Annotated in this window: 20 protein-coding genes; 13 read left to right on the forward strand and 7 right to left on the reverse strand. The window is 57.3% G+C overall.

The features are described from left to right. The first annotated feature begins 17 nt into the window (after positions 1 to 17). Entirely contained in the window at positions 18 to 611 is a 594-nt protein-coding gene (locus AABB92_RS18945) for an HD domain-containing protein (RefSeq protein WP_031375565.1), read from the forward strand. Between the two features lie 41 nt (positions 612 to 652). Here the strand turns inward: AABB92_RS18945 and AABB92_RS18950 are convergent, their stop codons facing one another. Next, positions 653 to 946, reverse strand: coding sequence for an HTH-type transcriptional regulator (locus tag AABB92_RS18950; RefSeq protein ID WP_031375566.1), 294 nt, complete (start codon positions 944 to 946; stop codon positions 653 to 655). Positions 947 to 1,674: 728 nt separating this feature from the next. Here AABB92_RS18950 and AABB92_RS18955 point away from each other — a divergent pair. From AABB92_RS18955 to AABB92_RS18980, 6 genes are all read left to right on the forward strand, one after another. Beyond that, a complete protein-coding gene (locus tag AABB92_RS18955; RefSeq protein ID WP_031375567.1) occupies positions 1,675 to 3,273 on the forward strand; it encodes a gamma-glutamyltransferase family protein in 1,599 nt (532 codons plus the stop codon). 248 nt (positions 3,274 to 3,521) lie between these two features. Next, the gene (locus tag AABB92_RS18960) at positions 3,522 to 4,238 is read left to right on the forward strand and encodes a DUF3053 domain-containing protein (protein WP_031375568.1); all 717 of its coding nucleotides are present in this window, start codon (positions 3,522 to 3,524) and stop codon (positions 4,236 to 4,238) included. A gap of 442 nt (positions 4,239 to 4,680) precedes the next feature. Further along, positions 4,681 to 6,615: a PTS mannitol transporter subunit IICBA gene (locus tag AABB92_RS18965; protein ID WP_031375569.1), complete on the forward strand. Its 1,935-nt coding sequence runs from the start codon at positions 4,681 to 4,683 to the stop codon at positions 6,613 to 6,615. A gap of 95 nt (positions 6,616 to 6,710) precedes the next feature. Further along, on the forward strand, positions 6,711 to 7,859 hold the full coding sequence (gene mtlD, locus AABB92_RS18970) for a mannitol-1-phosphate 5-dehydrogenase (RefSeq protein ID WP_031375570.1): 1,149 nt from the start codon (positions 6,711 to 6,713) through the stop codon (positions 7,857 to 7,859). 64 nt (positions 7,860 to 7,923) lie between these two features. Continuing rightward, the gene (gene mtlR, locus AABB92_RS18975) at positions 7,924 to 8,469 is read left to right on the forward strand and encodes a mannitol operon repressor MtlR (RefSeq protein ID WP_176035878.1); all 546 of its coding nucleotides are present in this window, start codon (positions 7,924 to 7,926) and stop codon (positions 8,467 to 8,469) included. Between the two features lie 104 nt (positions 8,470 to 8,573). Continuing rightward, positions 8,574 to 8,936 (forward strand): YibL family ribosome-associated protein, encoded by a 363-nt coding sequence (locus AABB92_RS18980; protein ID WP_031375572.1) that lies wholly within the window; start codon positions 8,574 to 8,576, stop codon positions 8,934 to 8,936. 8 nt (positions 8,937 to 8,944) lie between these two features. Here the strand turns inward: AABB92_RS18980 and AABB92_RS18985 are convergent, their stop codons facing one another. The 3 genes from AABB92_RS18985 to AABB92_RS18995 form a co-directional block, all read right to left on the reverse strand. Next, entirely contained in the window at positions 8,945 to 9,907 is a 963-nt protein-coding gene (locus AABB92_RS18985) for a VirK/YbjX family protein (protein WP_046289490.1), read from the reverse strand. A gap of 212 nt (positions 9,908 to 10,119) precedes the next feature. After that, positions 10,120 to 10,737, reverse strand: coding sequence for a superoxide dismutase [Mn] (gene sodA / locus AABB92_RS18990; protein WP_031375573.1), 618 nt, complete (start codon positions 10,735 to 10,737; stop codon positions 10,120 to 10,122). 257 nt (positions 10,738 to 10,994) lie between these two features. Continuing rightward, on the reverse strand, positions 10,995 to 12,335 hold the full coding sequence (locus tag AABB92_RS18995; protein WP_031375574.1) for an aspartate aminotransferase family protein: 1,341 nt from the start codon (positions 12,333 to 12,335) through the stop codon (positions 10,995 to 10,997). A 177-nt stretch (positions 12,336 to 12,512) separates the two neighbouring features. Here AABB92_RS18995 and AABB92_RS19000 point away from each other — a divergent pair, with 177 nt between their 5' ends. Next, a complete protein-coding gene (locus tag AABB92_RS19000) occupies positions 12,513 to 13,289 on the forward strand; it encodes a DeoR/GlpR family DNA-binding transcription regulator (protein ID WP_046289491.1) in 777 nt (258 codons plus the stop codon). On the opposite strand, the gene fdhD is transcribed toward AABB92_RS19000, so the two are convergent. Next, the gene (gene fdhD, locus AABB92_RS19005) at positions 13,286 to 14,110 is read right to left on the reverse strand and encodes a formate dehydrogenase accessory sulfurtransferase FdhD (protein ID WP_425343573.1); all 825 of its coding nucleotides are present in this window, start codon (positions 14,108 to 14,110) and stop codon (positions 13,286 to 13,288) included. The two genes, AABB92_RS19000 and fdhD, sit on opposite strands and share 4 nt — an antisense overlap. Positions 14,111 to 14,514: 404 nt before the next feature. On the opposite strand from fdhD, the gene fdnG reads away from it, so the two are divergent. From fdnG to AABB92_RS19030, 5 genes are read left to right on the forward strand one after another with little or no spacing between them, the layout of a single operon-like run. Then, positions 14,515 to 17,565 carry a formate dehydrogenase-N subunit alpha gene (gene fdnG, locus AABB92_RS19010; protein ID WP_072051037.1) on the forward strand — a complete coding sequence of 1,017 codons (3,051 nt, stop codon included), beginning with the start codon at positions 14,515 to 14,517 and terminating at the stop codon, positions 17,563 to 17,565. A gap of 12 nt (positions 17,566 to 17,577) precedes the next feature. Next, positions 17,578 to 18,483: a formate dehydrogenase subunit beta gene (gene fdxH, locus AABB92_RS19015; RefSeq protein ID WP_031375576.1), complete on the forward strand. Its 906-nt coding sequence runs from the start codon at positions 17,578 to 17,580 to the stop codon at positions 18,481 to 18,483. Continuing rightward, entirely contained in the window at positions 18,480 to 19,121 is a 642-nt protein-coding gene (gene fdoI / locus AABB92_RS19020; protein WP_031375577.1) for a formate dehydrogenase cytochrome b556 subunit, read from the forward strand. Before fdxH ends, fdoI begins: the two co-directional genes overlap by 4 nt. Continuing rightward, positions 19,121 to 20,047, forward strand: coding sequence for a formate dehydrogenase accessory protein FdhE (fdhE, locus tag AABB92_RS19025; RefSeq protein WP_031375578.1), 927 nt, complete (start codon positions 19,121 to 19,123; stop codon positions 20,045 to 20,047). The genes fdoI and fdhE overlap by 1 nt, the downstream gene beginning before the upstream one ends. A gap of 18 nt (positions 20,048 to 20,065) precedes the next feature. Beyond that, positions 20,066 to 20,677 (forward strand): glutathione S-transferase, encoded by a 612-nt coding sequence (locus AABB92_RS19030; protein ID WP_031375579.1) that lies wholly within the window; start codon positions 20,066 to 20,068, stop codon positions 20,675 to 20,677. A gap of 76 nt (positions 20,678 to 20,753) precedes the next feature. On the opposite strand, the gene glyS is transcribed toward AABB92_RS19030, so the two are convergent. Both glyS and glyQ read right to left on the reverse strand, forming a co-directional pair. Then, complete coding sequence (glyS, locus tag AABB92_RS19035) at positions 20,754 to 22,823, reverse strand: glycine--tRNA ligase subunit beta (RefSeq protein WP_031375580.1); 2,070 nt, start codon at positions 22,821 to 22,823, stop codon at positions 20,754 to 20,756. A gap of 9 nt (positions 22,824 to 22,832) precedes the next feature. Further along, a complete protein-coding gene (gene glyQ, locus AABB92_RS19040; protein WP_031375581.1) occupies positions 22,833 to 23,744 on the reverse strand; it encodes a glycine--tRNA ligase subunit alpha in 912 nt (303 codons plus the stop codon). Positions 23,745 to 23,754 lie beyond the last annotated feature (10 nt).

Raw genomic sequence — 23,754 nt, forward strand, 5'->3', positions numbered from 1 at the left:
TGAACAGGGGAAAACGCATGCAGAATTCACTGGAAGAACACGCGCGACGCTACGCAACGCAGGCCCATGCCGATGCTGGTCAGCGTCGCAAATATACCGATGAACCCTATATTGTTCACCCGGCGGCGGTGGCGGAACTCGTCCGCAGCGTCAGCGATGACGACGCCCTGCTGGCGGCGGCGTGGCTTCATGATACGGTTGAAGATACGCCGACCACGCTGGCCGATATCGACACGCTGTTTGGTGCCCGCGTCGCCAGTCTGGTCGAGATGCTGACCGACAGCGCACCGGCATCCGCAAAGAACCGGGCAGCGCGTAAGCTGGCGCACTTCCGACATACCGCCAGCGCCAGTCCGGAGGCGCAAACCATCAAGCTGGCGGACATCATCGACAATACCCGGGCGATCGTGCGCTTCGATCCCCACTTCGCCCGCATCTATCTGGTGGAAAAACGGGTGCAGATTGATCTGCTGAAGCAGGGTGATGCGCAGCTATGGCAGCAGGCCTCAACCATTATCGAATCAGGCATTGCCCAGCTGGGACAGCCACCCTACAACGTGCCGGACAGCTGGTTTGAGAAGCAGGCGGCCAGATACCGCGAGCCAGGCTAAAAAAAAACCCGCCATGGCGGGTTCCTTTGGATTTTTCTTCATTATTCCAGCAGTTGCCGACCCAGATAGGGATTGGCATGCAACAGCTTCATTAATTTCTGTGCTGTCGCGGAAGGACGGGTACGTCGGGCTTCCCAACTTTTTACTGAAGAAACGCTTACGCCCATCACTTTTGCAAATTCATCAACCTGCATGCCGGTCATTTCGCGCAGACGCTGTGGCTCTGGCACGGCAGGTTGGCGTTGAATAGAGATCTCAGCGGGACGGTTGTCACGTGTCAAAACAATCTGCTCAAGGCTGCTGAGCAATTCAAACATTGGGTCTTTTAATTCCATAGAGAACTCCTTAAAAACTCACTATGAAGCACGTGAAAGTAGAGAGGTACGAGTCTGAAGTCAGACTCTGAAACCGGGCCTGGTCAGGCTGTATCCCGCAAGGGTTTGTTTTTGTTATGAGAGAAACCACTACGGGACACAGCCTGCTGTGCACTGCTTGTAAACATGTCAGGTCAATGCAACAAATGCCGGGAAGCTAAGTATGGATAGAGACCTGACGATTTGCCGCGCAATTTATAATTATTTTTTTATCTTTTCTTAGCCGGAAAAGTTCCAGCGCCACTAAATAGTTGAGGCTACTATCTTTTGTACCTCAGCAAGCGGCAAAAAAATCAAATTATGTTTGGTAGTAATGTGGATGCCGTCATGCTTTCTGTCGGCATATTGTCGATTCTGTGAGGAAATACACTTCCACCTGAACGAGTGCAAAATATACGCCAATGGCTCACTTCTTAAACATTTATATTCACTGTGTTAATCAAATTAAGAATAGTCCTGGGGCGATATGCCGCGCGGCCGCGGCGTGGCTCACATCCGTGGGCTAACAATTCTTTTACTCTGCCGTAACCTTTTCCGCGGCTGGCGCAGCCGTCACCACGCGGGTGCCTTATGCAGGTGCGTGCGAACGATCGCTGCGAGATCGCTGCGCTGTCGTGGTGCGCCGCCGGGCGACAACATCACCGGAGAGATTCTGCGAATGACAGAAGAGTTAATCAAAAGGAACAGTGATGAGTGAAGTTGATTTTAATGTGAGTTATGCCTCCCATCGGGTGCCGATGATGGGGCGCAATGCCGTCGCTACATCACAGCCACTGGCGGCCCAGGCTGGGATTCGAATGCTGCAACAGGGCGGTAATGCGGTGGATGCCGCCATCGCCACGGCTATCGCGCTGACCGTGGTCGAGCCGACCGGCAACGGCATCGGCAGCGACGCCTTCGCCATTGTCTGGGATGGCCAGGAACTGCACGGCCTGAACGCCTCAGGGCGTGCGCCAGCCGCCTGGAACCTGCAACGCTTTGCCGGACATCAGGTGATGCCGGAGATCGGCTGGGAGTCGATCACGGTGCCCGGTGCCGTTTCGGCGTGGGTGGCGCTGGCCCAACGCTTCGGCACGCTGCCGCTCACCACCTTAGCCCAGCCGGCGATTGACTATGCGCGCCACGGTTTTCCGGTTTCGCCGCTGATTGGCCAGCTGTGGCAGCGCGGCTACGACAAGCTGCGGCATCAGCCTGGCTTCAGCGACTGTTTTGCCCCGCAGGGTCGTCCACCACGCATCGGCGAACTGTTCCGTAACCCGGCGCAGGCCAGCACTTTGCAGCAGATTGCCGCGAGCCAGGGGGAAAGCTTTTATCGCGGTGAACTGGCGCAGAAAATGGTGGCCTTTGCCCGCGAGCACGGTGCCGCCCTGACGCTGGACGATCTCAGCAAGCATCGCGCTGACTGGGTGAAATTACTGTCACGTCCGTTTGCCGGCGGATCGGTGCAGGAGCTGCCGCCTAACGGTCAGGGCATCGCCACCTTAATCGCCCTCGGTATCCTCGAAGAGTGGGACATTGGCCGCTATGCGCCCGACTCACCGCAGTGGCTGCATCTGTCAATTGAGGCGATGAAACTGGCGCTGGTCGATCTGACGCGCTACGTCAGTGATGAAGATCACCTTGAGTTCCCGGCGGACCGGCTGCTGAGCACTGACTATATCCGCCAGCGGGCCGGGTTAATCGATCCGGCACAGGCGGGTGATTACGCGTTTGGTGCTCCGCAGCAAAGTGGCACGGTCTATCTCTCCACCGCCGATGCCAGCGGCATGATGGTGTCATTTATTCAGTCTAACTACATGGGTTTTGGATCGGGCGTGGTAGTGCCGGATACCGGTATCAGCCTGCAGAACCGCGGCGCGGGCTTTTCACTCGATCCGCATCATCCCAACGTGGTGGCGGGCGGCAAGCGGCCGTTCCATACCATTATTCCCGCCTTCGCGCTGGATGGTCAGGGTCAGCCACTGATGTCGTTTGGTGTGATGGGCGGCCCGATGCAGGCGCAGGGGCACCTGCAACTGGCGCTGCGGATTATGCTGCATCGGCAAAATCCGCAGGCCGCGATCGATGCGCCGCGCTGGCGAGTGGAACAGGGCCGTGAAGTGGTGTTTGAATCGACTCTCGACCGCAATACCCTCAGCACCCTGCGCCGTATGGGCCACCAGGTGGTGCTGGAAGATCCGCTGAGTAACTATAATTTTGGCGGCGCACAGGCGATTGTCCGCGATCCGCAGGGCTTCTATATTGCCGCCACCGAAAGCCGTAAAGATGGTCAGGCCGTGGTGTTTTAAGGCCGCCTGAGCGCGGCTGCCAAGCGTTATGCTGCCCGTGGTCTGCGGTTGCGGATGACCGGCGGACAGCAGCCGGCATGACCGGCACAGCGTCATCGACCGTGTTGCGCATCCTGCCCGGCAGCAGACAACCGCGATCGGCTGCATATCACTGATGGTTTCGCATTGTGCCACGACGCGGGTTTGTTCTATTCTTTAGGCCATTCTTACCTGGACATCAGCCAGTTTCACCGACAGGAGTTGAACGTATGGCTTTAGGACTCACACGCCTCTGGGCGCGCAGCGCGTTTTTAGTCGCTGGCGCGCTGATCGTGCTGCAACTCACCGCATGCGGTGATAAAGAAGGCGAGCAGCGCAAAGCATTTATCGATTTTCTGCAGAATACCGTAATGCGCAGTGGCGAGCACCTGCCGAGCCTGAGCGAAAACCAAAAACAGAGCTTTGGCAATTTTGCTGGTGATTACGCCATCCTGTATGGCTTCTCGCAGCAGGCGAATAAGGCGGTCGATCAGGGTATGCGTCCGGTGGTCGATGAGCTTTCTGCCATTCGCGTGCCGCAGGATTACCTTAATCGTCGCGACTCGCTGCGCCAGGCAAACAGCGCGCTGGTGATTGTCACTCAACAGATCGAAAGCGCCAAAATGCAGGCGGACAGCAGCAAAGCGGCCCTGAAGCAGTCTGATGATCTGAAAAAAGTTTACGATACCGCCTACAACAAAGTGGTCACCGTGCCGGCGAATCAGCTTATCCCACTGTTGCCACAGCTGCAGGCGCTGAGCCAGGCCGCGGTACAGACCGGTGATTTCCTGCAAACCCAGGGCACCCGCGTCAGTTTTAACGATGGCGGCGTACAGTTCCCGACCCAGGAGCAGGCTTCGCAATATAACGCGCTGATGAGTACCTTATCAGCCAATGCCCAGGCGCTGACCCAGGCACAAAGTGCCGTTCAGGGTGGTTTACAGTAACCTCATTTAGCGGCAGGCGTCGATCGCCTGCCCTTTTCCCACTCCGTTTTGTCTCCCCTCTCCCCCTGCTTTCTGCTGGCCTGACTAAAGTGTGATCGGGCGCATTTTTGACCAAAAATAGTTTGTGATCGAAGTCACAGAGTCATAACAAACTGCCACCTGTAAAATGTGACAATGGTCACAGATAAGCCGGTTTTGCGGTTAAAATTCCGCCACCTTAAGACTCTTCTGAGTTATTTTTGTGATCATAGTCACTAAAAATACCCCCGCCACCACCCGCATTACGTGATCTGAATCACACTTATTTCGGCCGCTACGCAGCGTCATATTCGCGTGGTAGAGTCCGGCTGCATACAGTAATACCACCGGCTGATTGCCGGGGTGGCTAAACAAAAACAAGCGCGCTCTCCTATTGCAGCGCGTCTCAATAAGGGGTGGGTTTATGTCCTCATCAGTGAAGGTCAAAGTACAGAGCTTTGGTCGCTTTCTGAGTAATATGGTGATGCCAAATATCGGGGCGTTTATCGCCTGGGGTATCATCACTGCACTGTTTATTCCAACTGGCTGGATCCCTAACGAAACGTTAGCCAAACTGGTTGGCCCGATGATCACCTATCTGCTGCCGCTGTTGATCGGCTTTACCGGTGGACGTCTGGTCGGCGGCGATCGCGGTGGCGTGGTCGGTGCAATCACCACCATGGGGGTGATTGTTGGTGCCGATATGCCGATGTTCCTCGGCTCAATGATTGCTGGTCCGTTGGGCGGCTGGGCGATCAAGTCGTTTGACCGGGTCGTCGACGGCAAAATCAAAAGCGGCTTCGAGATGCTGGTTAACAACTTCTCTGCCGGCATTATCGGTATGCTGCTGGCGCTGCTGGCGTTCCTGGCTATCGGTCCGCTGGTTGAAGGGTTGTCGCACATCCTCGCGGCGGGCGTGAACCTGATGGTGCAGAACAACCTGCTGCCATTAACCTCCATCTTCGTCGAACCGGCGAAAATCCTGTTTCTGAACAACGCCATTAACCACGGCATCTTCTCGCCGCTCGGTATCCAGCAGGCGAGCGAAGCGGGCAAGTCGATTTTCTTCCTGATTGAAGCCAACCCAGGTCCCGGTATGGGCGTGTTGATGGCGTACATGTTCTTTGGTCGTGGCAGTGCCAAACAGTCTGCGGGCGGTGCGGCTATTATCCACTTCCTCGGCGGCATCCATGAAATCTACTTCCCGTATGTGCTGATGGCGCCGCGTCTGCTGCTGGCGGTGATCCTCGGCGGGATGACGGGCGTCTTCACCCTGACGCTGCTGAATGGCGGCCTGGTCTCCCCTGCTTCGCCAGGTTCTATCCTCGCCGTGTTGGCGATGACGCCAAAAGGCGCTTACTTCGCTAATATCGCGGCGATCATCGCGGCGTTCGCGGTCTCCTTCGTGGTCTCTGCCATCCTGCTGAAAACCAGCAAAGTGAAAGAAGATGACGATATCGAAGCCGCAACAAAACGCATGCAGGATATGAAGGCGCAGTCTAAAGGCCAGACCACGGCGGGCGCACCGGTTGCCAGCGATGCAATGAGCGTTGAGCTGCACCACGTGCGTAAAATCATTGTGGCCTGTGATGCCGGTATGGGTTCCAGCGCCATGGGCGCAGGTGTGCTGCGTAAGAAAGTGCAGGATGCCGGCTTAAGCAACGTGTCGGTAACCAACACGGCGATTAACGCCCTGCCGGGTGATGTCGATCTGGTGATTACCCACCGTGACCTGACCGAACGCGCGATTCGCCAGGCGCCCCATGCTCAGCATATCTCGCTGAACAACTTCCTCGATAGCGCGCTCTACAGCACCCTGACCGACCGTCTGGTGGCGGCTAACCGCAGCGAAGTCCACCGTGAAACGGTGCAGACTGCGCTGTCAGACAGCTACGACGAAGGCAACGCGCACCTGTTCAGACTGGGTGCGGACAACGTGTTCCTCGGCCTGAGCGCCAGCAACAAAGAGCAGGCGATTCGTTTTGCCGGTGAACAGCTGGTGAAAGGCGGCTACGTTGAGCCAGAGTATATTGACGCGATGCTGGCACGTGAAAAACTGACGCCAACCTACCTCGGTGAGTCGATTGCCGTGCCGCACGGAACGGTTGAAGCCAAAGACCGGGTGCTGAAAACCGGCGTGGTGTTCTGCCAGTATCCGGCAGGCGTGCAGTTCGGTGATGATGCGGAAGATGTGGCGCGGCTGGTTATCGGTATTGCTGCCCGCAATAACGAGCACATCCAGGTGATCACCAGCCTGACCAATGCGCTGGATGATGACAGCGTGATTGAAAAGCTGGCCAATACCACCCGGGTGCAGGACGTGCTGGATCTGCTGTCAGGCAAACCGGCCACCGCGTAATTTAAACGGATTATTTTCCCTGGGGCGGTCAGGCCCGTCCCGATTCCTGGGGCGGGCGTGCCCGCCCCTTCGTCATTTGATATGGGTCAAAAATTATGAAAGCGTTACATTTCGGAGCAGGAAACATTGGTCGCGGCTTCATCGGTAAATTACTGGCGGATGCAGGTATCGAACTGGTTTTTGCTGATGTGAATCAGGTGGTGCTGGATGCACTCAACGCGCGTCATGAGTATCCCGTTCATGTGGTTGGCGAACAGGCCAAAGTGGAAAGAGTAAAAGGCGTTAGCGCAGTAAACAGCACCAGCGATGAGATCATCACGCTGGTGTCAGAGGTTGATCTGGTGACCACGGCGGTTGGCCCGCAGATTCTGGAACGCATCGCCACCAGCGTTGCCAACGGTCTGGCCAGACGCAGCGACAACGGTAATCTCCGTCCGTTAAACATTATCGCCTGTGAAAACATGGTGCGCGGCACCAGCCAGCTGAAACAGCATGTGCTGAAAGCACTGCCGCAGCAGTATCACGCCTGGCTGGAACAGCATGTCGGTTTTGTTGATTCTGCGGTCGATCGCATCGTCCCCCCTTCCGAGGCAGGCAGCACCGATCCGCTGGAAGTGACGGTCGAAACCTTCAGCGAATGGATTGTCGATAAAACCCAGTTCAAAGGCGACCTGCCGGCCATTCCAGGCATGGAGCTGACCGATAATCTGATGGCCTTCGTCGAGCGTAAACTGTTCACTCTGAATACCGGTCATGCCATCACCGCTTATCTTGGCCAGCTGGCGGGTCACCAGACCATCCGCGACGCGATCCTTGATGAAAAAGTACGGGCGATTGTTAAAGGCGCGATGGAAGAGAGCGGCGCAGTGCTGATTAAGCGTTACGATTTTGACGCCGATAAGCACGCGGCTTATATCCAGAAAATCCTCGGCCGGTTTGAAAATCCTTACCTGAAAGATGATGTTGAGCGGGTCGGCCGCCAGCCGTTACGTAAACTGAGCGCGGGCGATCGCCTGATCAAGCCGACGCTGGGTACGCTGGAGTATGGCTTGCCGCACGATTGTCTGGTACAGGGTATTGCGGCCGCGATGCACTATCGCAGCGATCAGGACCCACAGGCTCAGGAGCTGGCTGCGCTGCTGGCAGAGAAAGGCCCACAGGCCACGCTGGCTGAGATTTCCGGACTGGACGCCAACAGCGAAGTGGTGGCTTCTGTGGTGAGCGCCTGGCACGCTATGGCATAATGCGCGCGTGTTAGTGACGCAAGCCGGGCGCAGTTCGCCTGCGCCCAACGGCGGTATTGAACCTATGCAGGCAATAATGGAACAGAAGCAAGCTTTTGAAAACCGGGTGCTTGAGCGCCTGAACGCCGGTCGCTCGGTGAGAAGCTTTCTGATCGCCGCCGTTGAGCTATTGGCTGAAGCGGTCAATTTGCTGGTGTTGCAGGTGTTCCGCAAAGACGATTACGCCGTCAAATATGCCGTTGAACCGCTGCTGCTGGGCAATGGTCCGCTGGGTGAACTGTCGGTGCGCCTCAAGCTGATTTACGGACTTGGCGTCATCAGCCGGCACGAATATGAAGATTGTGAACTGCTGCTGGCGCTGCGCGAGGAACTGAATAACGACACCGGCGATTACCGCTTTACCGATGATGAGATTCTCGGGCCGTTTGGCGAGTTACACTGCGTGACCGCCTGGCCACCTGCGCCGGTGTTTCACACGGAGGATGCGGAGCTGCGCAGCATGCAACAGCAGCGCTATCTGCAGATGGTGCGTTCCACCATGGTGCTGTCGCTCACCGAGCTGATCTCCCGCATCAGCCTGAAGCAGGCTTTCAAAAAGTCCGCCAATTAAATCTATCAGGTGCCAGACCGGCACCTGATATCGCTGTAACCTCACCGGGAATATGCGCCCGATTTGGTGTATCCTTTGCCTGTTTTCCTCAACGAGTTGTTGTCATGAAAGAGCAAGAAAAGAACGAAATCAAACGTCTCAGCGATCAGCTGGACGCCCTTAACCGCAAAGAGCCACAGTTACTTGAATCGGGTGATGTTGAGAAACTGGGCGCACTGCTGAAAGAAAAAGAGACGCTGGTCACTGAGATTGAGCGCCTGCGTAATCAGCGCGTCGAGAAGCTGAGTGCCGAAGCGCAGAAGCTGCAAAAGATGGGCTTCAGCCGCGAAATCACTAAGAAAGAGCAGGCGAACCTGGGCGCGCTGAAAAAAAGCGTGCGCGGCCTGGTTGTGGTGCATCCAATGACCGCGCTGGGACGTGAAATGGGTCTGCAAGCGATGACCGGCTTCGCTAAAACGGCCTTCTGATCGGGCGATCAGGCGGCAGCCTGATCGATCCTGTGCTCGCCGGCGGCAGCATCAACCTGCTCCGCCAGCGCATCCAGCAGTTGGTAACGACGGCGATACTCTGCACGCTTCTTGCTGGCAATCTCTTCCAGGGTTTTACGTGGCAGGCTTAACGGCAGCGTAAACATCCCATCCCGGCGTGCCTCTCCGTTCAGCGACAGCCAGAATTCGCTGTAGCTGGCAAAGAATTTATCCCCTTTACTGTGACGATAGCGCAGGCTACGGAAAACATGGGTTTCATCGCCGACCGCCAGGATATTTTCCACCCCACACTGCCGTGCCACAATAAACACCACTTCCATTAACAGACGTTTCGGAAATAGACCGTGTGCCGCTTTGGTCGCCTCGCGAATAACGTCATTGCTGATATGTTTACGCGGCCCCTGCAGTCCGCCAATTAATAAGGTGCGCTTTTTATTCTCGTTAATAATCGAGAAGGAGAGCGAGGCAATAATTTCGCTGTTATAACGCAGCACCAGCGTCACTTCGCCTTCGCGGTCGAAATAACCCGAACTGCAGGAGAGTAAAAACGTCTCGTCATTTTTACCGTTCAGCGACGCCAGTAAATTATCACCGGCGCTTTGCAGCAGTTGGCGTAACGCCGGATTCGGCAGATTATTCATCAGGGTATAGTGATCCAGAATCGCCTGTGCACGCGCCGCAATGCTGATGCCGGCCCGCAGATAAGGCCGGTGCAGCTTGGCGGGCAGCAGCCCCTGGGTACTCATCAGCAGCCCGATTTGCGGTAAATGCGACAGCTGATGTAAATAACGCAACGTTGTCAGTGGCGATATTAAGCTCCTTAACACAAATTTCAGCCGAAAACGCTTGCTCAGCCAGAGCTTATTTGGGATATATTTTCCGCTTATTAACTGAAAAAACAGCGAAGCAGATGAATCAGTGCGGGTCTGGTGAGTAGTTATAATTGACATAGTTAGCGACACACAGTTAGCAGGAATGTCGCTGAGGATAAAACAACCATTATCAACGGCAGGTTAATGTGGCATAAGGTTAAAAAGCGCCCTGCTTTAAACCTGTGGTTTGTTTATTTTTGGTTTAATTAAGCCTGGCCGGAATTAAGGCGAAAAAAAACCGGCGGAGCCTGTCCACCGGTTTATTATCATCACGTTAACGCAAAGATGACTTACTGAGCAGCAGCAAAGCGCGCTGCCGCTTCGTCCCAGTTAACCACGTTCCAGAACGCTTTGATGTAGTCAGGACGCTTGTTCTGATACTTCAGGTAGTAAGCGTGTTCCCATACATCCAGACCGAGGATTGGGTAGCCAGAAACGCCGGCGATCGCTTCGCCCATCAGCGGGTTATCCTGGTTAGCCGTAGAAACGACCGCCAGTTTGTCGCCTTTTTTAACCAGCCACGCCCAGCCAGAACCGAAACGGGTCGCTGCGGCTTTCTCAAACTCTTCCTGGAATTTTTCCACGCTGCCGAAATCTTTTTCGATAGCGGCTTTCAGGTCGCCCTGCAGGGTGGTACCAATTTTCAGGCCTTTCCAGAACAGGCTGTGGTTAGCGTGACCGCCAGCGTTGTTGCGCAGTGGGCCTTTTTTATCTGCTGGCAGCTGATCCAGTTTGGTGATCAGCTCGTCGACCGGCAGATTGGCAAATTCAGTGCCTTCCAGCGCCGCGTTCGCGTTGTTGACATAGGTCTGGTGATGTTTAGTGTGATGGATTTCCATCGTCTGCTTGTCGAAATGCGGTTCCAGTGCGTCGTATGCGTAAGGCAGGGATGGCAGTGAATAACTCATGTTCTTCCTCTCCATTTAGTATTTGAGCAGCACGACGAATTCGGGACGTGCCGCGTAAGCAGTCGAATCATTATAGTTAAATTCATGTAGCGTAAAAGGGTAATCAATGCCCTATTAACCATAAGGATTTGAGCAATCCGGCAAAAGCAACCCGTTGTTTTTACAGACTGCCGCCTGATGTGACGCTTTTCAGACGGCTTTGGCCTTGCTTCTGCGCGACGTGGCGGCAGCCTCAGCGCCGCTCTGCTGGCCTGGACTCAGCGACCCAGTTCGCGCAGCGCGCTGTCGAGCGCGCCGACCAGCCAGTCGATGTCGCCCTGCTGGAACGCCAATGGCGGACGCAGTTTCAGCACATTCCCATAAGGGCCAGCGACCGATGTCAGCACCCGATGCTCACGCAGTTTCTCAATCAGGTCCAGCGCCAGCGCTTTGTCAGGCGTTTTGCTGTCACGATCGGTGACTAGCTCAAAGCCAATAAACAGCCCGGCACCGCGCACATCACCGATGCAGTCGTAGCGATCCATCAGGCTGCGCAGTTCGGCCAGCAGTTTCGCCCCGACTACGCGGCTATGCTCCTGCAAGCCCTCTTCGGTGATCACGTTCAGCACCGCCTGCGCCGCCGCCATTGCCACCGGATTACCGCCAAAAGTATTGAAGTAAGGAATCGAGTCGCTGAAGGCTGCCAGCACCTCACTTTTGGCCAGCAGGCCCGATACCGGAATGCCATTGCCCATCGGTTTACCGGTGGTAATGATATCCGGCACTACATCGTGACGACCAAAGCCCCAGAAGGCATCACCGGTGCGGCCAAAGCCAGGCTGCACTTCATCGGCGATGAAAATGCCGCCATTGGCATGCACCACGTCCACGGCGCGTTTCAGGAAGCCGCGCGGATCCGGCAGCACCCCGTCGGAGGAGAAAATGGAATCCGCCAGAAAACCGGCAAATTTAATGCCGTGCGCAGCCATATCATCAATCTGCTGCTGAATCTGATCGGCAAACCATTCGCCCAGATCGGGCGCATCAACCCGATACGCATCAGGCGGCATCACCAGCCGGGTGGTCGCCGCCAGCGGCTGTCCACTGCCGAGCGCCGGCGAAGCACCGGAGGTCAGCTCACTGGTGCCGTGATACGCCTCTTTACTGACGATAATGCCGCTGCCGCCGCTAAAGGCGCGCGCCACGCGAATCGCCAGATCGTTAGCCTCAGAGCCGGTACACATGTACATGGCGCGATCGATCGCCGCGGGCGTGGTGGCCAGCAACGCTTCGCTGTAATCGAGGATATTTTCATGCAGATAACGGGTGTGGGTGTTCAGCATTTTCATCTGCTGCGTCACCGCCTCAATCACCGCCGGATGGCAATGGCCGATGCTCGCCACGTTGTTATAGACGTCAAGATACTTGTCGCCGGCCGCGTCCCACAGATATTGCCCCTCACCACGCACCAGATGCACCGGCTTGCGATAGAACAGGCGATAGGATTCGCCGAGCACTTTGCTGCGTTTTTCGGTCATTTTACGGGTGTCGCTATCCAGCGCATCCGCATGTTCGGCCCGAAAACTGTTGGTATCCATAATAGTGGAACGCGTGGCCATGATAACTCCCGTTGCGAGGTGAAGTGGTTGAGGCTGATAACCCATCATGCCTGCCTGCGCTAAAAATGCAACCAAATACACAAATACAACCAAATACACATGACGGCATCCGGGCGCTCAGGTAAGCTTAGTCACTGATTCAGCCGACTTTCGCACTGCGCCTATAAGGAACCGACCATGCTGCAGGAAACGCGTCTTCAGCGCATTCGTGCCCTGCTGACCACCTTAAATCAGGTCAGCACCGATCGCATCATCAGGGAACTGGGGGTGTCACGCGAAACCGCGCGCCGCGACATTATTGAGCTGGAAGCACTGGGGCAGGCACGCCGCGTCCACGGTGGTCTGGTAGCCATTGAGACGCCGCCGGAGCCGCCGCTGACGGTACGCCGTGCCGCGCACGCCAGAGAAAAACGCGCCATCGCCCGGGCAGCCGCGCAGTTATTGCAGCCGGGACAGACGCTGTTTATTGATGCAGGCAGCACCACCACCCTGTTAGCCGGGGAGCTGCGCGCACTCTCCGGTCTGACCATCCTCACCAACAGTTTGCAGGCTGCGCTGGCACTCAGCGCCGGCGAGGAGCATGACGTGCTGGGTAACGAGATTATTTTACTGGGCGGAACACTGTCAGCCGGCGCGCAGCAGACGCGCGGCGAAATTACCGTCGGAGAGATCGTCCGTTATCGCGCCGATGTTGCGCTGCTGTCGCCGGTCGGCATTGACGCCAGTCGCGGTGCCACCAGTTTTCATCCGCACGAAGCGGCGATTGCCCGGGCGATGGTGCAGCAGTCCGCCACCACCGTTTTACTGGCAGACCACAGCAAGCTGGGCGTGGTCAGCCGCACGGTGTACGCTGCGCCGCAGGTGATTACCACGCTGATTACCGATGGCGGCGGTGAGATTTCTTCTGCGCTGGCCGCCTTACAGCAGGCGCTGCCGCAGGTAATAGTGGTTTAAATCAGGCGCTGCGGATGGCTGTAAACGGTCGCGCGTCCCGGCTTGCTGAAGCCGACCAGCGTCAGGTTGCATCGCTCAGCAACCTCAACCGCCAGCCGCGTCGCCGCCGAAACCGCAAACAGAATCTCGACGCCGCACATCGCCGATTTCTGCACCATTTCATAGCTGGCGCGACTGGATACCAGTACCGCGCCATCGCCCCAGTCTGACTGGCTGCGGTAGCCCAGCAGCTTATCCAGCGCCACGTGACGGCCGACATCTTCACAGCCGCCCGCCAGCTGGCCATCCGGCTGGATCCACGCAGCGGCGTGGGTACAACCGGTTTTCTGCCCGACCGGCTGGTAATCTTTCAGCTGGCCCAACGCCCGATCCAGCTGTGCGAGAGCAAAGGTCTGGGTAAACGGTAAGGGCGACAGCGGTTTGCCGATCTGATCCAACTGTTCAACGCCACAGACGCCGCAGCCGGTGCGACCGGCCATCGCACGACGCTGCGCTTTCAGCGCCATAAAGCGGCGGCTGGAGAGTTCAATCTGCACTTCAATACCGTTACAACCCGGCACCACATCCATCCCGAAAATATCTTCCGGCGCGTCGATAATCCCCTCCGACAGCGAGAAACCCAGCGCAAACGCCTCCAGGTCTTTTGGCGTCGTCATCATCACCACGTGAGAAATGCCGTTATAGACCAGCGCCACCGGGACCTCTTCCGCCAGCCAGTCAGGCTGCGCCACCGCAAGATCTGCGCGCTGCCACACCTGGGCCTCGCTGATGCCGGGCTGAATTGTTAAATCTTCGTCGGAAGCGTGCGGAATAACGTTCAAAGAGTACGACCTGTTGTTAACAAATAATGAAAGAGGACTGACCGCGCTGTCGTTCAAAAACAGCCCGGCAGCAGCTAATTTTGCCCTCTGGCATAGGACAGCGCAAATAAACCACGGGGCAATTGATGCGATTCCGCTGACGCAGATTGCGCCTGCCGCGCCCGCTGGCGGCAGAATGAGAATGATTCGTCCTCATGCTTTAAACGCGGCCAGCCTCCGGCCGCGATTGTTGTTGCCCCCTACTCATAAAGAGGGAGTAACGGGACTTTTTTGTCAGAGAAATTTTAACACTATGTAAAAAATGGATTACTAATGACTAACCTGTTGACCCGGGTCAATTTGCATACAGGGAGGGCTGCTATTTTGCATTGATTCGCAATGGAGTTAATAAAGAAGAATAATCAATGCAAGTAAGCAGACGGAGTTTTTTCAAAATCTGTGCCGGCGGTCTGGCTGGCACCAGCGCAGCACTATTAGGGTTTGCCCCGGTAAACGCCCTCGCCAGCGTCAGAGAATATAAGCTGATCCGCGCCAGAGAAACGCGCAATAACTGCACCTACTGCTCGGTCGGCTGCGGCATGCTGATCTACAGCCTGGGTGACGGTGCGAAAAATGCCAGCGCCTCGATTTACCATATCGAAGGCGATCCCGATCATCCGGTCAGTCGCGGCTCACTCTGTCCAAAAGGGGCCGGCGTACTCGACTTTATCCACAGTGAGCAGCGGCTGAAATACCCGGAATACCGCGCGCCAGGCAGCGATAAATGGCAGCGCATCAGCTGGCAGGAGGCGTTTGAGCGCATCGCCCGGCTGATGAAGCAGGATCGCGACGCCCATTTCCAGACCAGCAACGCCGACGGACTCACGGTTAACCGCTGGCCAACCACCGCGATGCTCTGTTCATCCGCCGCCAGCAACGAGACCGGCCTGCTCGACCAAAAATTTGCGCGTGCGCTCGGCATCGTGGCGCTGGAGAATCAGGCGCGGCTCTGTCACGGCCCCACCGTTGCCGCACTGGCACCGAGCTTCGGGCGCGGCGCAATGACCAATCACTGGAACGACATCAAAAACGCCAATGTGGTGCTGATCATGGGCGGCAATCCGGCCGAGGCGCATCCGGTCGGGTTTAAATGGGTGATTGAAGCCAAAATTCACAACCAGGCCCAGGTGATTGTGGTCGACCCACGTTTTAACCGCTCTGCCGCGGTCGCCGATCTCTACGCCCCGCTACGCGCCGGCAGCGACGTGGTGTTCCTGATGGGGGTGATTAACTATCTGCTGCAGCATGACCACATTCAGCACCAGTATGTGCGCGCCTTTACCAACGCCGCGCTGATTGTTGATGAGGGCTACCGCTTCAGCGACGGCCTGTTCAGCGGCTACGATGCCGCATCGCGCCACTACGATCGTCAGAGCTGGCGCTATGCGCTCGATGAAAACGGCCATGCGCAACGCGATGAGAGCTTCAGCCATCCGCGCTGCGTGCTCAACCTGCTCAGGGAGCACGCCAGCCGTTATACGCCGGAAATGGTGGCGCGCCTGTGCGGCACACCGCAGGAGAGCTTCCTCAGCATATGCCAGCAACTGGCCGCCACCTGCGTGCCCGATCGCACCACCACCATCCTGTATGCGCTCGGCTGGACCCATCACACCAACGGTTCGCAGATTATCCGCACCGCCGCCATGATCCAGCTGCTGCTCGGCAATATTGGTATGCCCGGTGGCGGCATCAATGCGCTGCGCGGCCACTCCAACGTGCAGGGCTTTACCGATCTTGGCCTGCTGGCACAAAGCCTGCCGGGCTATCTGCCGCTGCCGTCAGAGAAAATGCCCACCCTGGCGAGCTATCTGCAGCAGGCGACGCCTGCGGCCCCGCTGCCGGGCCAGGTTAATTACTGGCAGAACAGTGACAAATTTTTCGTCAGCATGATGAAGAGTTTTTATGGCGATAACGCCACCGCGGAGAATCAATGGGGTTACCACTGGCTGCCGAAGTGGGACAAAAGCTACGACTGCATGGCGCAGGCGGAGATGATGGAGCAGGGCGAACTGAACGGCTGCCTGATTCAGGGCTTCAACCTGCTGGCCGCCTTCCCGGATAAAAATAAAGCCTGTCGCGCCCTGTCACGTCTGAAATATATGGTGGTGATCGACCCGCTCAGTACCGAAACCGCCAGCTTCTGGCAGCATCATGATGAGTTTAATGACGTCGATCCGGCCAATATTCAGACCGAGGTGTTCCGTCTGCCCTCCTCCTGTTTCGCTGAGGAAGCAGGTTCGGTAGCGAACTCCTCGCGCTGGCTGCAGTGGCACTGGGCCGCCGCCGAGCCGCCGGCTGAAGCACTGCACGACGGCAAAATTCTCGGCAATCTGTTTTTGCGTCTGCGCGATCTTTATCGCCAGGAAGGCGGCACCGCCCCCGAGCCGCTGATGGCGATGCGCTGGGATTACCACGATCCCGCTAACCCGTCGCCGGAAGAGGTGGCGCAGGAGAGTAATGGCCGGGCGCTGGCTGACATTTATGATGACAGCGGCACGCTGCTGCTGAAAAAAGGCCAACAGCTTAACGGCTTTTCGGAGCTGCGTAATGATGGCACCACCGCCAGTGCCTGTTGGATCTACGCGGGCAGCTGGACTTCACAGGGCAATCAGATGGCGCGGCGCAATAACGCCGATCCTTCCGGCCTGGGAGCCATCTCCGGCTGGGCCTGGGCGTGGCCCGCTAACCGGCGCATCCTCTACAACCGCGCCTCTGCTGATGCCGATGGCAAAGCCTGGGACCCGCAGCGCCGCCTGATCGAGTGGGATGGCGCACGCTGGCACGGCATTGATGTACCGGACTATCCGCTGACCCTGTCGCCGCAGCAGCAGGCCGGGCCGTTTATCATGCAGCCCGATGGTCTCGGTCATCTGTTTGCGCTCGACAAACTGGCTGATGGCCCGTTCCCGGAACACTACGAGCCGATGGAAAGCCCGCTGGCTGACAATCCGCTGCATCCGCAGCAGCGTCACAGTCCGGTGGTGCGGTTGTTCCGCAACGATGCGGCCAGCCTGGGCGAAGCCGCTGACTATCCCTGCGTGGCGACCACCTACTCGATTACCGAACTGTTCCGCCACTGGACCAAACACGCCCTGCTGAACGCCATTGCGCAGCCGGAGCAGTTTGTCGAGATCGGCACCGAACTGGCCGCAGAGAAAGGAATACGCGCCGGGGACAGCGTCAGGGTGACGTCACGTCGCGGCTATATCAAAGCCAAAGCGGTGGTGACGCGCCGTCTGCCACGTCTGATGATCGACGGCAAGCCGGTCGATACCGTGGGCATTCCCTGTCACTGGGGCTTCGAAGGCACGACGCGCAAAGGCTTTCTCGCCAATACGCTGACCCCTTCAGTTGGCGATGCCAACTCACAGACCCCGGAATACAAGGGATTTTTAGTGAACGTGGAAAAAGCGTAACGGTGGATGACGATGGCTTACCAATCACAAGATATTATTCGTCGCTCAGCGACCAACGGATTCACCCCGCCACCGCAGGCGCGCGATCATCAGCGCCAGGTCGCAAAATTAATCGACGTCACCACCTGCATCGGCTGTAAAGGCTGTCAGGTGGCCTGCTCAGAGTGGAACGACATCCGCGCCGAGGTCGGGCATAACGTGGGAATTTATGACAACCCCACCGACTTAAGCGCCAAAGCCTGGACGGTGATGCGCTTCTCCGAAGTGGAAGAGAACGGCAAGCTGGCGTGGCTGATTCGCAAAGATGGCTGCATGCACTGCGCCGATCCCGGCTGCCTGAAAGCCTGTCCATCGGCGGGTGCCATTATTCAGTACGCCAACGGCATCGTCGACTTCCAGTCAGAGCAGTGTATTGGCTGCGGCTACTGTATCGCCGGTTGCCCGTTCAACGTGCCCCGACTGAATAAAGAGGATAACCGCGTCTACAAATGCACCCTGTGCGTGGATCGCGTCAGCGTCGGCCAGGAGCCGGCATGCGTTAAAACCTGCCCGACCGGTGCCATTCATTTCGGCAGCAAAAGCGACATGCTGACGCTGGCCGCCGAACGCGTGGCTGAACTTAAGGCGCGCGGTTACGCCCAGGCCGGGGTGTATAACCCGGCAGGCGTTGGTGGCACCCACGTGATGTATGTCCTGCATGACGCCAGTCAGCCGCAGCGCTATCACGGTTTACCGGCCGATCCGCATATCAGCCCGACCGTTACCTTCTGGAAAGGTATCTGGAAACCGGTGGCCGCCGTCGGTTTTGCCGCCACCTTCGCCGCCTCGCTGTTCCACTATGTCGGCGTGGGCCCGAACCGGGTCGCCGAACACCACAATGATGACGACGACGATCGCGCGGAGGAGCGCAAATTATGAAAACTTCCGATCGCCTGGTGCGTTATCGCCCGGCAGAACGCATTAATCACTGGATTGTCGCCTTATGCTTTGTGCTGGCTTCGCTGAGCGGGTTAGGCTTTTTCTTTCCCTCCTTCAACTGGCTGATGCTGATATTCGGCACGCCACAGCTGGCGCGTATTCTGCATCCGTTTGTGGGGGTGGTGATGTTTGCCGCCTTTATGCTGATGTTTTTGCGCTACTGGCGACATAATCTGGTCAATCGCGACGATCTCTACTGGGCCAGAAATATTCACCGTATTGCCCTGAATGAAGAGGTCGGTGATACCGGTAAATATAACTTTGGTCAGAAGTGTGTGTTCTGGGCTGCTATCATCTGCTTAGTACTGCTGCTGGTCAGTGGCATTGTGATCTGGCGACCTTACTTCGCCGGTGCATTCACTATTCCGCTGATTAGACTGGCACTGGTGGTGCATTCGGTTTCCGCCACGGCGCTGATCCTGATGATCATGGTGCATGTTTATGCCGCGCTGTGGATCAAAGGCACCCTGACGGCGATGGTAGAGGGTTGGGTCAGTTCCGACTGGGCCAGACAGCATCATCCGCGCTGGTACCGTGAGCAGCGTAATCAGCCTCTTAAACAGGAAAAACGCCCCTGATGAGTATTCGCATTATCCCGCAAGATCAGCTGGAGAAGAGCGAAAAAACGACGGCGGAGATGATTCCGCCGTTACTTTTTCCACGGCTGAAAAACCTGTACAGCCGCCGTGCTGCGCGACTGCGCGACCTGGCGGCTAAAAATCCACTGGGTGACTATCTGCGTTTTGCCGCAGTGATTGCCGAAGCGCAGGAAATTGTACTGTATGACCATCCGCTGCATATGGATCTGCAAGCGCGGCTGGTCCAGAGTGCCAGTGAAGGCAAGCCGCCGCTGAATATCCATACGCTGCCGCGCGATACCCACTGGCACCGATTGCTGCACTCACTGATCGCTGAACTGAAGCCAGAAATGAGTGGCCAGGCGCTGGCGGTGCTGGAAAACCTGGAGAAAGCCTCGGCGACCGAGCTGGAGACGCTGGCCAGCGCGCTGTTCGCCGGCGAATATGCACAGGTCAGCAGCGACAAGGCACCGTTTATCTGGGCGGCGCTGGCCCTTTACTGGGCGCAGATGGCCGCGATGATCCCGGGCAAAGCGCGCGCCGAAATGGGCGACCAGCGTCAGTTTTGTCCGGTCTGCGCCAGTATGCCGGTCGCCAGTGTGGTGCATATGGGTAGCCATGATGGCGCACGTTATCTGCATTGCAACCTGTGCGAGAGCGAGTGGTACGTGGTGCGCAGTAAATGTACCCAGTGCGAACAGACCCGCGATCTGCACTACTGGTCGCTCGACAGTGAGCACGCGGCGGTGAAAGCGGAGAGTTGCGGCGACTGCGGCACCTATCTGAAGATGCTGTATCAGGAAAAGAACCCGGCTATCGAACCGGTCGCCGACGATCTGGCGTCGCTGGTGCTGGATGCCCGGATGGAGCAGGAAGGCTTTGCCCGCAGCAGCCTTAACCCCTTTATGTTTCCTGGCGAATCGTAGCTAACCTGGAGAAACCCGATGAAACTGATTGGCAGCTATACCAGCCCGTTTGTGCGTAAGATTTCGGTCATCATGCTGGAAAAAGGCATTATCTTTGAGTTCGTTAACGCATCGCCCTACAGCGATGACAGTCACGTTCCGCACTACAATCCGCTGGGAAAAGTCCCGGCACTGGTGGCTGACGATCAGCAGATCTGGTTCGATTCCAGCATCATTGCAGAGTTTCTGGAGCTGCGCGGCGATGCGCCCGCCCTGCTGCCTGCCGATCCTCATCAGTCGCTGCACATCCGCCAGCTGGAGAAACTGGCGGATGGTGTCAGCGACGCCGCGCTGGTAATTGTGCGTGAGCAGATGCGGCCAGGCAATCAGCAGTCGGAAGAGGTGTTGCTGCGTAACCGGGAAAAAATCCAGCGCAGCCTCGATATGCTGGAGACCCTTGCCGCCGAGGGCAAATGGCTCAATAACGGCCAGCTCAACCTGGCCGATATCGCCACCGGCTGCATGATCGGTTACCTCAATTTCCGGCGGGTGGTACCAAACTGGTGCGTGGAGCGGCCAGCACTGGTGAAACTGGCGGAGACGCTGTTTCAGCGCGAGAGTTTTGCGCGGACAACGCCGCCTGCGACGTAACAGGCCGGCGCGGTGCGCCGCCACGGCCATAAAAAAAGGGACGATAGCTCGTCCCTTTTCCGCACAACAAATAGCATTACTGCAGCAGCGAGATATCCGCCACCTGCAGGAACAGCTCACGCAGTTTTGACAGCAGCGTCAGGCGGTTAACCCGCACCGCCTGATCGTCGGCGTTAACCATCACTTTATCGAAGAAGTTATCAACGGCTTCACGCAGCTGCGCCAGTTCGATCAGCGCATCCTGGTAGCGTCCTTCCGCAAAGTACGGCTGCAGCTTGCTGCTCAGCGCGGTGACAAACGTCGCCAGCTGGATCTCTTCATTCTCTTTCAGCAGTGACGCCTGCACGCTGTCATTCAGCGTTTCGGTCGATTTTGCCAGAATGTTAGAGACGCGCTTGTTGGCAGCGGCCAGCGCAGCGGCTTCATTCAGCGTACGGAAGTGCGATACCGCTTTCATGCGGGCATCGAAGTCAGCCGGACGGGTCGGACGACGCGCCAGCACCGCCTGCAGCGTATCAATGCTGTGGCCTTCTTCCTGATACCAGGCGCGGAAGCGACCCAGCATAAAGTCGATCACATCATCCACTACGCTGGCGTTGCTCAGCTTGCTGCCATACAGACGCACGGCTTCTTCAGTCAGGGTTTGCAGATCAAGCGGCAGATTCTTCTCGACGATGATGCGCAACACACCGAGTGCGGCACGACGCAGAGCAAACGGATCTTTGTCGCCTTTTGGATGCTGACCAATGCCAAAAATGCCGGCCAGCGTATCCATTTTGTCGGCGATCGCCAGCGCACAGGCGACCGGACTGGACGGCAAATCGTCACCGGCAAAGCGCGGCTGATACTGCTCATTCAGCGCGACGGCCACATCTTCAGCTTCGCCATCGTGACGCGCATAGTGCATCCCCATCACGCCCTGCGTGTCGGTGAACTCGAACACCATATTGGTCATCAGGTCACACTTCGACAGCAGGCCCGCGCGGGTCGCATGGTTGACATCGGCGCCAATCTGACCGGCAATCCAGCCGGCCAGCGCCTGGATGCGATCGGTTTTGTCACGCAGCGTGCCCAGTTCTTTCTGGAACAGCACTGTTTCCAGGCGCGGCAGATGATCTTCCAGACGCTTTTTGCGGTCGGTATTGAAGAAGAACTCCGCATCGGCCAGACGCGGACGTACCACTTTCTCGTTACCCGAGATAATCTGGCGCGGATCGCTGGATTCGATATTGGTGACGAAAATGAAGTTCGGCAGCAGGTTGCCGTTATCGTCATATACCGGGAAATATTTCTGATCGCCTTTCATGGTGTAGACCAGCGCTTCAGCCGGCACCTTGAGGAATTTCTCTTCAAAGGTGGCGGTCAGCACCACTGGCCACTCCACCAGCGAGGTCACTTCTTCCAGCAGGCTATCACTGAGATCGGCATTACCGCCCAGACGACGGGCAGCGGCTTCGGCATCGGCCTTGATCATCGCTTTACGGGTCTGGTAGTCGGCGATCACCTTGCCGCGTTTCTCCAGCACGTCCGGATACTGATCGGCGTTGTCGAGAGTAATGTCATGCTCGCCCATGAAGCGATGGCCGCGAATGGTGCGCGCAGAGTCCACGCCCAGAATGGTAGCGGGAATCAGCTCATCGCCCAGCAGCAGCGTCACGGTGTGAACCGGACGGACGAACTGCACGTCGCTGTCGCCCCAGCGCATCAGTTTCGGCACCGGCAGTTTGCTCAGCGCGGTGGCGATCATCGCCGGCAGCAGAGCCTGAGCCGCTTCGCCCTTAACCTGAGCGCGATAGACCAGCCACTCGCCTTTATCGGTGCTCAGACGTTCAGCCTGATCAACGGTGATGCCGTTACCGCGTGCCCAGCCTTCTGCGGCTTTGGTGGCGTTACCGTCGGCGTCAAACGCTGCGCTGACCGCCGGGCCGCGCTTTTCCACTTCCCGATCGGGTTGTGAGGCGCTCAGGTTCGCCACTTTCAGCGCCAGACGGCGCGGTGCGGCAAACCAGTTGACGTCGCCGTGGTTCAGATTGGCGGCATCAAGTTCCGCAGTGACCTGCGCGGCAAAGGCTTCAGCCAGGCTGCGCAGGGCTTTTGGTGGCAGCTCTTCGGTGCCGATCTCCACCAGGAAGGTTTTCTCAGTCATGGCTGCCTCTTACTTTTTGTTATTGCACATCGGGAAGCCCAGTGCCTCGCGAGAGGCGTAGTAAGCTTCAGCCACGGCTTTCGTCAGGGTGCGGATACGCAGAATATAGCGCTGACGCTCGGTGACCGAGATCGCCTTACGCGCATCCAGCAGGTTGAAGCTGTGTGCGGCTTTCAGAATGCGTTCATAGGCGGGCAACGGCAGCGGTTTTTCCAGCGCCAGCAGGTGCTGCGCCTCTTTCTCGTACTGCTCGAAGCAGGTAAAGAGGAAATCCACGTCGGCGTATTCGAAGTTATAGGTGGATTGCTCCACTTCGTTCTGATGGAACACGTCGCCGTAGGTGGTTTTACCCAGCGGACCGTCGCTCCACACCAGATCGTAGACGCTGTCGACGCCCTGGATATACATCGCCAGACGTTCGAGACCGTAGGTGATTTCACCGGTCACCGGTTTACACTCCAGGCCGCCCACCTGCTGGAAGTAAGTGAACTGCGTCACTTCCATGCCGTTGAGCCACACTTCCCAGCCCAGTCCCCAGGCACCCAGCGTTGGGTTTTCCCAGTTATCTTCCACGAAGCGAATGTCATGCACCGTCGGGTCCATACCCAGCTCTTTCAGCGACCCGAGATACAGCTCCTGAATGTTGTCCGGTGACGGTTTGATGATCACCTGAAACTGGTAATAGTGCTGTAAGCGGTTCGGATTTTCACCGTAGCGACCATCGGTCGGACGGCGTGACGGCTGCACGTAAGCTGCGGCGATCGGCTCCGGGCCGAGTGCGCGCAGGCAGGTCATTGGGTGCGAAGTGCCAGCGCCTACTTCCATGTCCAGCGGTTGAACAATGGTGCAGCCCTGACGTGCCCAGTAATCCTGCAAGGTCAGGATCAGGCCCTGAAAGGTCTTGGTATCAAACTTTTGCATGTTGAATTTG

It is taken from the genome of Pantoea brenneri (assembly GCF_038594305.1).
Lineage (GTDB): Bacteria > Pseudomonadota > Gammaproteobacteria > Enterobacterales > Enterobacteriaceae > Pantoea > Pantoea brenneri.

Coding starts and splice junctions, on each gene's coding strand:
- AABB92_RS18945 (WP_031375565.1), top strand. CDS start 18: ATGCAGAATTCACTGGAAGAACACGCGCGACGCTACGCAACGCAGGCC.
- AABB92_RS18950 (WP_031375566.1), bottom strand. CDS start 946: ATGGAATTAAAAGACCCAATGTTTGAATTGCTCAGCAGCCTTGAGCAG.
- AABB92_RS18955 (WP_031375567.1), top strand. CDS start 1,675: ATGAGTGAAGTTGATTTTAATGTGAGTTATGCCTCCCATCGGGTGCCG.
- AABB92_RS18960 (WP_031375568.1), top strand. CDS start 3,522: ATGGCTTTAGGACTCACACGCCTCTGGGCGCGCAGCGCGTTTTTAGTC.
- AABB92_RS18965 (WP_031375569.1), top strand. CDS start 4,681: ATGTCCTCATCAGTGAAGGTCAAAGTACAGAGCTTTGGTCGCTTTCTG.
- mtlD (WP_031375570.1), top strand. CDS start 6,711: ATGAAAGCGTTACATTTCGGAGCAGGAAACATTGGTCGCGGCTTCATC.
- mtlR (WP_176035878.1), top strand. CDS start 7,924: ATGCAGGCAATAATGGAACAGAAGCAAGCTTTTGAAAACCGGGTGCTT.
- AABB92_RS18980 (WP_031375572.1), top strand. CDS start 8,574: ATGAAAGAGCAAGAAAAGAACGAAATCAAACGTCTCAGCGATCAGCTG.
- AABB92_RS18985 (WP_046289490.1), bottom strand. CDS start 9,907: ATGTCAATTATAACTACTCACCAGACCCGCACTGATTCATCTGCTTCG.
- sodA (WP_031375573.1), bottom strand. CDS start 10,737: ATGAGTTATTCACTGCCATCCCTGCCTTACGCATACGACGCACTGGAA.
- AABB92_RS18995 (WP_031375574.1), bottom strand. CDS start 12,335: ATGGCCACGCGTTCCACTATTATGGATACCAACAGTTTTCGGGCCGAA.
- AABB92_RS19000 (WP_046289491.1), top strand. CDS start 12,513: ATGCTGCAGGAAACGCGTCTTCAGCGCATTCGTGCCCTGCTGACCACC.
- fdnG (WP_072051037.1), top strand. CDS start 14,515: ATGCAAGTAAGCAGACGGAGTTTTTTCAAAATCTGTGCCGGCGGTCTG.
- fdxH (WP_031375576.1), top strand. CDS start 17,578: ATGGCTTACCAATCACAAGATATTATTCGTCGCTCAGCGACCAACGGA.
- fdoI (WP_031375577.1), top strand. CDS start 18,480: ATGAAAACTTCCGATCGCCTGGTGCGTTATCGCCCGGCAGAACGCATT.
- fdhE (WP_031375578.1), top strand. CDS start 19,121: ATGAGTATTCGCATTATCCCGCAAGATCAGCTGGAGAAGAGCGAAAAA.
- AABB92_RS19030 (WP_031375579.1), top strand. CDS start 20,066: ATGAAACTGATTGGCAGCTATACCAGCCCGTTTGTGCGTAAGATTTCG.
- glyS (WP_031375580.1), bottom strand. CDS start 22,823: ATGACTGAGAAAACCTTCCTGGTGGAGATCGGCACCGAAGAGCTGCCA.
- glyQ (WP_031375581.1), bottom strand. CDS start 23,744: ATGCAAAAGTTTGATACCAAGACCTTTCAGGGCCTGATCCTGACCTTG.